This window comes from Actinoplanes sp. NPDC051411, assembly GCF_040682075.1.
Classification (GTDB): Bacteria; Actinomycetota; Actinomycetes; order Mycobacteriales; family Micromonosporaceae; genus Actinoplanes.
Window position 1 is genome coordinate 1 of record NZ_JBFBAD010000222.1, and the last position, 10,896, is coordinate 10,896.

Annotated in this window: 8 protein-coding genes; 2 read left to right on the forward strand and 6 right to left on the reverse strand. The window is 68.9% G+C overall.

Annotated elements, in window-relative coordinates; genetic code table 11:
* Positions 1-34 precede the first annotated feature (34 nt).
* Genes AB0M88_RS51425 through AB0M88_RS51445 form a run of 5 tightly spaced genes read right to left on the reverse strand, consistent with a single transcriptional unit; the run spans position 35 to position 8,963 of the window.
* Positions 35-2,860, reverse strand: coding sequence for a family 78 glycoside hydrolase catalytic domain (locus AB0M88_RS51425; protein WP_364115362.1), 2,826 nt, complete (start codon positions 2,858-2,860; stop codon positions 35-37).
* Complete coding sequence (locus tag AB0M88_RS51430) at positions 2,857-5,796, reverse strand: family 78 glycoside hydrolase catalytic domain (RefSeq protein WP_364115364.1); 2,940 nt, start codon at positions 5,794-5,796, stop codon at positions 2,857-2,859. The genes AB0M88_RS51425 and AB0M88_RS51430 overlap by 4 nt, the downstream gene beginning before the upstream one ends.
* Positions 5,797-5,821: 25 nt before the next feature.
* The gene (locus tag AB0M88_RS51435; protein WP_364115366.1) at positions 5,822-6,649 is read right to left on the reverse strand and encodes a carbohydrate ABC transporter permease; all 828 of its coding nucleotides are present in this window, start codon (positions 6,647-6,649) and stop codon (positions 5,822-5,824) included.
* The gene (locus tag AB0M88_RS51440; protein ID WP_364115368.1) at positions 6,646-7,626 is read right to left on the reverse strand and encodes a sugar ABC transporter permease; all 981 of its coding nucleotides are present in this window, start codon (positions 7,624-7,626) and stop codon (positions 6,646-6,648) included. Before AB0M88_RS51440 ends, AB0M88_RS51435 begins: the two co-directional genes overlap by 4 nt.
* Positions 7,626-8,963, reverse strand: coding sequence for an extracellular solute-binding protein (locus AB0M88_RS51445; RefSeq protein ID WP_364115370.1), 1,338 nt, complete (start codon positions 8,961-8,963; stop codon positions 7,626-7,628). Before AB0M88_RS51445 ends, AB0M88_RS51440 begins: the two co-directional genes overlap by 1 nt.
* Before the next feature lie 210 nt (positions 8,964-9,173).
* Between AB0M88_RS51445 and AB0M88_RS51450 the strand changes: the two genes are divergently transcribed.
* Positions 9,174-10,196, forward strand: a complete 1,023-nt coding sequence (locus AB0M88_RS51450; RefSeq protein ID WP_364115372.1) for a LacI family DNA-binding transcriptional regulator — start codon at positions 9,174-9,176, stop codon at positions 10,194-10,196.
* Positions 10,197-10,232: 36 nt separating this feature from the next.
* Here the strand turns inward: AB0M88_RS51450 and AB0M88_RS51455 are convergent, their stop codons facing one another.
* The gene (locus AB0M88_RS51455) at positions 10,233-10,454 is read right to left on the reverse strand and encodes a hypothetical protein (RefSeq protein WP_364115374.1); all 222 of its coding nucleotides are present in this window, start codon (positions 10,452-10,454) and stop codon (positions 10,233-10,235) included.
* 97 nt (positions 10,455-10,551) lie between these two features.
* Between AB0M88_RS51455 and AB0M88_RS51460 the strand changes: the two genes are divergently transcribed.
* On the forward strand, positions 10,552-10,860 hold the full coding sequence (locus tag AB0M88_RS51460; RefSeq protein ID WP_364115376.1) for a hypothetical protein: 309 nt from the start codon (positions 10,552-10,554) through the stop codon (positions 10,858-10,860).
* The last annotated feature ends 36 nt before the right edge of the window (positions 10,861-10,896 follow it).

Sequence of the window (10,896 nt, forward strand, 5' to 3'; positions counted from 1 at the left end):
CGGACACCGGCTGCCGAGGGCCGGGATCCGCCGGTCACGGTGCCTGTCGTACGCGCGTGAGCTCGGCGAGGCGTCGCTCGACCTCCGCGATCAGGGGTCGCGGTATCTTCTCGAGCGGCTTGCGCAGTGCGGTACCGCGGACGAACCGGGTGTTTTTGCGGAAAGCTGCCGCTTGTTGCGGGTCGAGGCCGGCGAGGGCGTCTACCACGACGGCGTAGGCCTGCGGGTCGTCGACGACGTCGGCCAGATCGCTGTCGAGTGACCACTCGCGTTGCATGCCGGGAGCGATGTCGGCGGTGATGGTCCAGGTGTGCTCGCCGGAGCCGACTTCGACCACGTCCGTCGAGGGAAGCTGGACGTGCGCCGCCGCACCGGGCGGGACGGTGACGTGGAAGTCGATCACGTCGTCGCGGCGGCGCCAGCCGCTCACGGCCCGTCCGTACGGGGTGTCGTGCCACGCCTCGGCGTGGTCCAGCCCGGGCAACGGCGTGGGGCGGATCAGCAGACGCCGGTAGCCGGGCTCGGCCGGGGCGAGGCCGGCCACGACGCGGTGCAGCCAGTCGGCGACGGCGCCGAGCGCGTAGTGGTTGAACGACGTCATCTCCCCGGGATTGACCGTGCCGTCTTCCAGCAGGGAGTCCCACCGCTCCCAGACGGTGGTAGCGCCCATCGTCACCGGGTACAGCCAGGACGGGCACTCCGTTTGCAGCAGCAGCCGGGCGGCCGCCGCGGTGTGCCCGGTCATCGTCAGGGCATCGCAGACCAGCGGTGTCCCGACGAACCCGGTGGAGATCCGATACGCCGAAGCGCGAACGAGTTCGGCGAGGCGGCCGCCCATCGCGGCCATCCGCTCCGGATCGGTCACCAGGCCGAATCCGAGCGCCAGCGCGTACGCGGTGGGCGCGTCGGACACCATCAGGCCGCTCGGGGTTACGTATCGGTGGCGGAACGCTTCGGCGATCTCGTCACGCAGTACGGCGTACCGTTCGGCCTCCTCGGCTGTCCCGGCGATGAGCGCTGTCTCGGCGGTGATCTGCGCCGAACGGAAGAAGTAGGCCGTGGCGACCAGGCCCGGATCGGCCTTGGCCGCGCCGGGCCGGTCCGGCGGGGCATCCGGGTCGAGCCAGTCACCGATCTGGTGGCCACTGTCCCACAGCCGCGTCCTCCCGGCCCGGGCGGTGAGGACGTCGGTCCACGCGCGCATCGCCGGGTAGTTGTCGCGCAGCACCGCCTGATCGCCGAAGCGGTCGTAGAGAGTCCACGGCACGACGGTGATGGCATCACCCCACGCCGCGATCGGCTCCAACAGCCGCCGGCTCTCCGGCAGAACGGCCGGCACCACGATCGGGACGACACCCCCGGCGGCGTCCTCCTCGATCCGGACGTCGGCGAGCCACGAGGCGAGAAAGGACAAGCAGTCGGCGAGGAAGGCGGCGGTGGGGGCGAAGACCTGGATATCGCCGGTCCAGCCGAGCCGCTCGTCGCGTTGCGGGCAGTCCGTGGGTATGGACAGGAAGTTGCCGCGCATGCTGCGCCCCACGTTGTCGTGGAGCTGGTTGACCAGTTCGGACGAGCAGGTGAATCCGCCAGTGGATTCGAGGTCGCTGGCGAGAACCAGGGCCTCGATGTCTCCCGGCCGCAGCTCGCCGGGCCATCCGTCGACCTGCGCGTAGCGGAACCCGTGGAAGGTAGCGGTCGGCCGCCAGTCGACGGGGCCGGTGCCGGCGAGGATCAGCCGGTCGGTCGCGGCGGCGTTACGCAACGGGCGGGTGGCGATCTCGCCGTGCTCCAGGACCTCGGCGTGCCGAAGCACGACCTCGGTGCCGGCCGGGCCGTCGACCCGTAGGTGGAGGACGCCGACGAGGTTCTCACCGAAGTCCAGGACCGTCTTGCCGCTCGGTGTGGTCAGGACGTCGACCACCGGCCGACGGGTCACGACCCGCACTTCCGGTGCTGTGCGCGGGGCGGCGACCGGCGGCGTGCCGTCGCGGCGCGTTGCCGGCTCCCATCCGTCCGCCGAGGACGCGGGGCTGCTCCAGCCCGGTATCTCGCCGCGCTGGTCGTAGGTTTCGCCCTGGTAAAGGCTCGCCGACACCGACGGACCGAGCCGGCAGCGCCAATCGCCTACTCCGTCCCACCACCGGGCGGTGCCGTCCTCGTACTGCAGATGCAGGCGCACCGCGACGGCCGGCGGCCCTTGGTAGAAGCGGCGGGCGGCGTCGCGAAAACCCCATCGCTCGGTGAGCCATCCGCCGGCTAGCCGGACCCCGACGACGTTTTCCCCAGCGCGGATCAGGTCGGTCACGTCGGTGGTCTCGAGGGTGCTGCGCCTTTGATAGGACGTCCAGCCGGGTTTGAGTTCCGCGTCGTCCACCGGCCGGCCGTTGACCTCGACCTGGTAGACGCCCAGCGCCGTCGCGTACAGCAGGGCGCGCCGCACCGGGCGGCTGATGTCCAGCGCCGCCCGCAGCAGCACCGGGCTGTCGTCCGCGGTCCCGCCGACGAAGGCGGCGGGCGACTCGTCCGGGTCGAGGAAGCCCGCGGTGAACTGTGCTGCCGGGCTCCAATCGGAGGATCGGCCGTCGCCGCCCTCGACCCGGACCTGAACCGCGCCGCGTTCGCGTGGGCGCAATTCGGCGAACGGCCACGGCACGGCGACGCTGGCCGCCCCTTCGACGACGAATTCCTGGTCACGGTCGCTGTGACTCAGCCGGATGAACGCCCGGCGCTGGACCCAGCCGCTGACTTCTGTCTGGACGCGCCAGGAGAGGGCCGGGCGCGACACCGGCACGAAGTGTTCACCCAGCAGCGGTCCGATGCGGGGCGCTGCGACGAGAAGGTCGTATCCGCCGGCGGTCATGCGAGGTCCAGCCGGAACTCGTGGTGGCCGCGGCCGACCACGTCGCCCTCCGCACCGGGCCCGGAGACCTCCAGCGACATCCCGGCCGGGACGTCGGCCACGACGGCGAGTTTGGCTCCGTCGCGCTGCCAGGCGACCGCGACGTCACCGCGCGCGGTGCGGTGCCTGGTTCTGGCCCACGTCACGCGGCTGTCACGCAGGGGGTCGAACCGGGCGCGCCGCCATCCGGGCGCGGTCGGCACGAGACCGGCGACCCGCCGGTGCAGCCACCAGGCGGCGGCGCCGAGGAAGTAGTGGTTGTGCGAGCGCGCGTTGGCGTCCCACGATTCGAAGAGGGTGTCGGATCCGCTGGTCCGCCACACGTCCCAGCCCGGCCGGGTCGGCTGGGTCGCCACGGTCAGCGCCAGGTCGTCGCGGCCGTGCGTGCTGAGTACCGGTAGAAGGTGTTTCGCGGTCAGCGCTCCGCAGTTGAGATGACCGCCGGTGTCGGCGAGGTTCCCGACGAGACCCGCGACGACGCGGGCGGTATCGGCCTCGGAGACGGTGCCGAAGGCCAGCGGCAGGACGTTCATGCTCTGCCGGTAGCCGGCACCTTCCGTCGAGCGGTACGTGCCGGTGCTCGTGTCGAAGAACTCGGCGTGGTAGGCGGTGGCGAGGCGGGTGAACGCCTCGGTGTAGCGGCGCACGCCGGCGGTGTCGTCCAGTGTCCGGCTGACGTCGACCATGCGGTCGACGATGTGGGCCAGGGCCAGGGTCGCGGTGGGCACGGGGCCTTCGGGCGAGAACATGTATCCGGGGGCCAGCCAGTCGCCCCAGCTGTGCAGCGGCCACAGCCAGCCGGCGTGCTCGGCGATGGTGAGGGCGGCGTCGGTGTAGGCGCGCATCATCGGTGCCCGGGCGCGTAGCTCGTCGAGGTCGCCGTACTCCTGGTAGAGGTCCCAGGCGATGAGTACGGTCGATCCGCTCCAGGCCGGGTCGAGACGCCGGCCCCAGCCGGGGCTGGGAACGATTTGGGGCACCGACCCGCTGGGCTCCTGGGCGTCGGCGTGGTCGTTCATCCACTTGCCGAAGGCGTACCGCAGGTCGCTGTGGTGCAGTGCGGCTTCGGTGATGAGGTGGGCGTCGGCGGTCCAGCCGTTCTTCTCGTACACCGGCGTATCGGTCGGGATGCCGTGCAGGTTGTTCAGGAAAGTGCGCGAGGTCGCGGCATCCAGCCAGGTCAGGGTGTCGTCGCTGCAGGCGAACTCGCCTACTTGCGCGACGGCGGCCCGAAGCGGCACCGCCTGCACCTCCTCGACGCGCAGGCCTCCGGTGATCGTCAGGGTGACGTAGCGGAACCCCTTGTAGCTGAACTCCGGCTCCCAGACGCGGCCGTCCTCGTCACCGGCGGCCAGGTAGAGGTCGCGTTGGGCGGTTCCCGCCGCCAGCGGATTCCGGCAGACGACGCGGCCGTCGTCGTCGACGTACTCGCCGTAGGCCACCTCGACCGACGCGCCCGGCTCTGTGGCGGACAGGGTGAGCCGGACCCACCCGGCCAGTGTGCGGCCGAAGTCGAGGGTTCGGACACCGGCGCCGACTTCGTGTTCCGCCTCCGGTGCCAACTCGGCGGCCCGGAGAATCGGCGGCTGGACGGCCGCTCTCAGCGTGCCGCCGGGCGCGGCGACCTCGGGGGCTGGCGTCCACGAGGTGACCGAAGCCCGCGCGTCGAAGGTGACGCCCTGGTAGAGGATGTCGCTGACGATCGGCCCGGCGGCGGTCTGCCAGGTGCGGTCGGAGGCGACGACGCTCGTGGTGCGGTCGGGATGTTCGAGCTCGAGCTGGGCCAGTACGGCCGGTTCGCGGTGCCACGGCGCGAGATTCCAGCCCCACGTGTTCGCGCCGCGGGCGGCGTAGAACCCGCGACCGGTCCGGATCTCGAGCGTGTTCTCGCCGTCCCGCAGCAGCGCGCCGACGTCATAAGTCCGGTAGAGGACGGTGGCGGCGTAGTCGGTCTGGGCCGGTTCGAGCACGGCCTCGCTGACGGGCGTCCCGTTGAGCAGGAAGCTGGCGTAGCCGAGGCCGGCGGCGTACAGGCGTGCCCGGATGACGTTGCCGGCGCCGAACGTGGTGCGAAACAGCGGGTTGGCGGCCGGGGCCGTCTCGACGCCGACGCTGCGCGTGCCCGGCGCGTCGCTGGTGTTGCCGGCCGGGCCGGTGGTGGCCGGTCCGAGCAGGGGACGTGGGGAGACGCCGTCGTCGGCGCCCGTGGCCGGAACGTCGGAACTGCCCCACCAGCCGGCGCGCCCGTCGGTGACCTCGACGTGCACCTCATATCGTCCGGCCGGGGCGGGGGCCAGCGTGAGGTCGAGGAACGCGCCGAACCACTCCCACGGCTGGATGTTGTGCACGATCGTGCGCTCGGCGACGGTTTCGCCCGAGGCCGAGAGCAGCCGGATCACCACAGTAGCCGGGCCGTCCGGCGGGCTGGCCAGGTCAAGGTTGACTCCGGTTATCGGCCCGGTCGCGGTGAATCGCTGGCCGAGGCCGTCCCCGGCCGTCGCCCACGTAACGGTTTCCGAGGTCGTGGCACGCGCGGTGCGCTGGGCGGCCGGAACCGGACGCGAGATCCAGCGGGCCGACCAGTCGTCGCCGGCGAGTAGGCCCATCTCCCACCGGCCGGGTTCGCTCCACGGCGAGGTCGGGTCTGCCCGCACCCGGACCCGCCATGTGTATTCCGCTCGGCTGCGCAGCGAGGGGCCGCCGTAGCGGATTTCTCGTTCGTCGGGCGGTACGGGCGGTGAGGTCCAGATGAGGTCGCCGTCATGGTGGACGGCGACCTCGCAGGCGGCGACATCGTCATCGAGGGACCAGCTCAGTACCGGCCGGGGGTCGTCGACGCCCAGCGGGTGCGGCTGTCCTTGAACCCGCAGGCCGGACGGTACGTCGGAAGTTGTCACTTTTGGAGATACTCCCATGTCGATGTCAGCCCTTCACCGCGCCGGATGTCAAGCCCGCGACGATCTGGCGGTTGAAGAACAGGTACATGATCAGCGGCGGCACGGTGATGAGCAGGATGTCGGCGAACAGCAGGTTGAACGAGGTGTTGTACTGGCTCTGGAAGTTGAACAGCGTCAGTTGCACGGTGGCGCCCTGGCTGCCCGGCAGGAAGTAGAGCGGGTTGGTGAAGTCGTTGAAGACGGCCACCGACTGCACCACGATGACGGTGACCATCACCGGTCGCAGCAGCGGCAGGATGACCCGGAAGAACAGGCGTAGCGGTGAAGCGCCGTCCAGCAGGGCCGCCTCGTCGAGCTGGCGGGGGATGGTGCCGATGAAGGCCCGGAACAGCAGGGTGCAGAAGGAGATTCCGAACGCGACCTCGACCAGGATGAGCCCCGGCAGGGTGCCGAACAGATGCACGCCTTGCAGGACCCAGATGGTCGGCACGACCGCGGGCGGAACGATCAGGCTCGCCAAGACGAGGAAGTTCAGCAGGGGAGTAGCCCGGGTTACCCGGCGCTGCAGGACGAAGGCCACCATCGCGCAGAGCACGACCAGCACGGCGACGCTGGCCACGGTGAGCACGACGCTGTTGATGAACGCGATGACGACGATGTAGTCCTGGGTGGTCAGCACGCTGCGGATGTTGTCGAGAAAGACGACCTTGCCGGGCCAGGAGAACTTAAGCTGCGAGGCCTCGGAGGCCGTCTTGGCGGCCTGCAGCACGATGAACGCGAACGGGATGACGAAGACAACGACGCTGGCCAGGATCGACACCGTGCCCAGCACGACGCGCGAGGACCGCCTCACAGCTCCACCTCCTTGCGGGCCAGCCACCGGCTGAGCGGGACGACGAGGGCGGTGACGATGACGAACAGGATGACGTTGCCGGCGGTGGACAGGCCGTAGAACCCGGCCTGGTACTGCTTGTAGATCACCGAGGCGATGACGTCGGAACTGAAGCCGGGGCCGCCTCGGGTCATGGCCCAGATCAGCTCGAACGAGCGCAGGCCGCCGATGAACGACAGGATGATGACGGTCGAGGTCGCCGGCCACAGCAGCGGCAGGGTGATGCGCCGGAACGAGGCCCAGGCGTTGGCGCCGTCGACGCGAGCGGCTTCGCGATACTCCGCTGGGATCGAGACGATGCCCGCCATGTAGATGACCGTCGCCAGGCCGACTCCCTTCCAGATGTCGACGAACGCGACGGAGTAGAGCGACAGCGACGGGTCGGTCAGCCAGCCCGGCGCCGGCAGGTGCGCCCAGCGCAGGGTGTCGTTGACCATGCCGGAGAACGGATTGAGCAGCGCCTGGAAGGTGATGCCGACGCCGACCGTGCTGACCAGGACGGGGAAGAAGACGACCGACCGCAGGTAGCCGCGGCCGACGACCTGGCTGGTCAGCAGGACCCCGAGCGCCATGCCGAGAACGACTTTGGCTCCCGAGGTGAGCACGGCGTAGATGAAGGTGTTGATCAGGCCTTTGACGAGCTGCGGGTCGCGGAAGAACTCGGTGTAGTTGTCCAGGCCGATGAACTGGGACGAGTCGAGGGTCCACCGCGTCAGGCTGAAGTAGAAGGACGCGAACGTGGGAACGACAAACAGAGCGGTGTAGATGACCGCGGCGGGAACGTAGAACCAGTACGGATAGGGCGATTTCCGCCGGTGAGAGCGATCCGCGCCCGCCTCAGCAGGCCCGCGAGCCGGGGGGACGACGGTGGTTGTGCTCGTCTCCTCCGGCTGCGGGAGCCGGCCGGCCACACCGGCCGGCCGGCTGCCGCGACCCATCACCAGCCCTTGAGGCCCAGTTGCTGGGCCTGCTTGGTGACGTCCTGGTCGTAGAGCTTCGCGGCCTTCTGCGCGTCGGCGATGCCGGAGCCGGCCTGGACGCAGAAGTTCTCCAGGTTGGGCCCCTTGACGGGCGAGAGGAACTCCAGTGCCGGGGTGGTCTTGCCGCTGTCGAAGTAGGCGGCGACGTCCTTGGTCACCTGCGGCACGTCGGCCGGCAGCGTGCAGCCCTTGACCTGGTAAGGACCGGTCGGCGTAGCCGCCTTCGACTCGGCGTCGCAAGCCGGCTGAGTGACGGCGTAGGCGAGTAATTTCTTGACCGCGTCGAGCTTGGCGCCGGTGGTGGATTTGGGGATGTAGAGGCCGTTCGGGCTCCAGACGGTGGCGCCGTTGGTCGCGGGATCGTTGCCGGGCTGGGCGAAGAAGCCGATGTCCTGGACCTTGTCGGGGTTGTTCTGCTGCAGGGTCGACAGCAGCGAGCTCAGCATCGGGTACTGGGCGCCCTTGCCGATGGCGAGGTCGGTCAGGCCCTGGGCGTTGGTCGCGGCGGCGTAGTCCTTGTTCTGCAGTCCCAGCTGATGGATCTGTTGCAGGTGCTGGAACCCGGCCAGCGCTGCGGGCGTGGTGGCGAATTTGACCTTGTTGTCCGTGTAGTCCTGCGCGAAGGACGGGTCGGCCACCGCCACGTTGTGGAAGTCGGCCAGCACCGGCAGCTGCGCCGTCCACGTGTCGCTGCCACCGTACGTCTGGATTACCGGGTCGATGCCGGCCGCCTTGATTTTCTGGCTGTTGGCGATGAACTCGTCCCAGGTCGTTGGGACCTTCAGCTTGAGGCGCTGGTAGATGGGGATGTTGTAGAGAATGCCGCCGGCGTTGGCCGTGCCGATCGGGACGCCGAAGACCTGGGCGCCCGCGGAGACCTGGGGAGTGAAACTGTCCGCGAGCTTGCTCGTCACGTCCGCGTCGAGTGGCTGCAGGTAGCGCCCGGGATTGATCTGCTGGAAAAGCGACCCGGTGTTGTAGAGGAATACGTCAGCCATCGAATTGGTCGACAGTCGCGTCTTGACCAGATTGTCGCCGTCCGAGCCGCCGGGGCGGGTCTCTACCTTTACCTCGACGCCGGACTGCGAGGCGTTGAACGCCTTGGCCAGTGCCGTCGAGATGATGGTGCCCGCGCCGTTGTCGGCCAGCAACGTCACGGTCGTTTTGCCGTCGCTACCGGAGTCTCCCAGGCTGCCGGCGCTGCAGCCGCTGACTGTGATCGCCAGAGCAAGTCCGGCCAGTCCGGCCAGACTGGTCAGTGTTCGCCGGGTTCGGATGGCGTTTCCGTTATGCATGTGCACCTCCTGGCGGTGTGGTGAGGGGAAAGTTCACGCGGTACGCCCGGTGATGTGCGGACGATGAGTAGAACGATCTACACCCGGGCCGAAGAAACGTGTGTGCAACGATCTACAGAGTTAACGAGCCTGATACAACTGTCAAGACCTGGCAACACTCGTGCAATGACAGACTTGGCTGGCCGACCACGGCAGATCAGGAGGTGACCGGTGGGCCCTTCGATGCGGCGGCCGACCATCGACGACGTCGCGCAGGCCGCGGGCGTCTCGCGCGCGGCGGTGTCAAAAGTGCTGCGAGAGGCCTACGGTGTCAGCGACGACATGCGGGCCCGGGTGGGCCGGGCGATCGAAGAACTCGGCTACCGTCCGCGCGTCGCCGCGCGGGCCATGCGGGGCACGACATCGACGATCGGGATCATGGTGCCGATCTCGAGGACCTCGTTCTTCGACGACGTCCTCGCCGGCGCGTCGCGGCAGCTCGACGGATCGGGTTACCAGCTCATCCTGGCCGCCGCCGATGCCGCCCACCGCAGCGGTCAGCGGGCGTTGGAGGCCCTCGCCGACCGGCAGGTCGACGGCGTCATCGCTCTGTCGCCGATGGTCGAGCCGGCCTGGCTGGAGGAGTACGCGAAGCGGACACCGCTGGTCGAGCTGGGCCGTCACGACGAGACTCGTTACTACGACACGGTCGTCGGGGATGACACCGTCGGCGCCGAACAGGTGATGAGGCATCTACTCGAAAACGGGCACACCGCGATCTTGCACGTGACCCATGACGATCCGGTCATCAACGCGCCCACCCCGCCGTCACTGCGGCGGGCCGCGTACGAGAGGACCATGAAGGAGGCGGGTCTCGCCCACGAGATCGACGTCGTCCTTGCCTTGTTCGACGAGCGAATCGCAGCTGAGCGGATGCGAGCTGCGCTTGAGGCCGGCAGCAGACCTACGGCCATTTTCGCCGGCAACGACGATGCCGCTCTCGGGGTGTTACGAGCCATCGCCGAATTCGGCCTCGACCCCCGAGGTATCGCCGTCTGTGGTTACGACAACAGCCGCATCGCCAGTCATCCGCTCATCCAGCTGACCAGCGTCGACCAGGAGGGTGAGCGGATGGGGCAGCTGGCCGCGCAGCTACTCCTCGAGCGTTTCGGGGGCAGGACACAAGCATGCCGGGAAGTCATCGTTCCCCAGCTGATCGTCCGCTCCTCCTCGTTGGGTCTAATGCCGCGTTAGCCAGCGCGCTCCGAACGTGAGGCGTGTTCCGCGGGGTCAGGAACAATTGCCGTAGAACATGACCAGCTCGCGGATGGCGTACTTGCGGCGGCACGGCACGGCCGGAATGCCGAGATCGATGGCACCGCGGCATCGTTGTAGGCACGGCTGCGTGCGGATCATCGAGTCCTGGAATTGCGCCTCGTAGTAGGGCTTGAGCGGATCCGGCACGCGGATCGTCCAGTTGTACGCAAAGGCGCTGTACTGGTTGTTGTTCATGACCACGTTGACGTTGGGCCAGTACGGCGCGATGTACTGCTTGTAGGTGGTGTCCTGGTCGAGGTCGATCGCGAGCCATCACGGCAAGCTCTTCGGCATGGACGTCAACGACAACCTGCGCGGCTGGGACGACGACCTGGTCGTGGGCACCGTGCACCTGACCGAGATCTTCGAGTTCTTCCACGTGCTGCGCAAGAACCAGTGGGAGGGTGTGTGGCAGCTCGACCAGTTCCCGTTCCGGGAGGACAGCGTCGACGCGGCCCGCACCTCGATCCAGATCCTCAAGCGGATCTACCGGGCGCTGGACCGGCTCGACGAGCCGGCTCTGGCCGAGGCGCAGGAACGGCAGGATGCGATGGCCGCCCAGCGCCTGGTCCAGGACGCACTTTTCGGCTTGGTCGACTGAGGCCTCGAACGCGCGTTGCGGCTCGTTGAACCGCGC

What these genes read in the sequence shown, in the direction of transcription:
- AB0M88_RS51425 (WP_364115362.1), bottom strand. Translation starts at nt 2,860, where the DNA reads ATGACCGCCGGCGGATACGACCTTCTCGTCGCAGCGCCCCGCATCGGA.
- AB0M88_RS51440 (WP_364115368.1), bottom strand. Translation starts at nt 7,626, where the DNA reads ATGGGTCGCGGCAGCCGGCCGGCCGGTGTGGCCGGCCGGCTCCCGCAG.
- AB0M88_RS51455 (WP_364115374.1), bottom strand. Translation starts at nt 10,454, where the DNA reads ATGAACAACAACCAGTACAGCGCCTTTGCGTACAACTGGACGATCCGC.
- AB0M88_RS51460 (WP_364115376.1), top strand. Translation starts at nt 10,552, where the DNA reads ATGGACGTCAACGACAACCTGCGCGGCTGGGACGACGACCTGGTCGTG.
- AB0M88_RS51445 (WP_364115370.1), bottom strand. Translation starts at nt 8,963, where the DNA reads ATGCATAACGGAAACGCCATCCGAACCCGGCGAACACTGACCAGTCTG.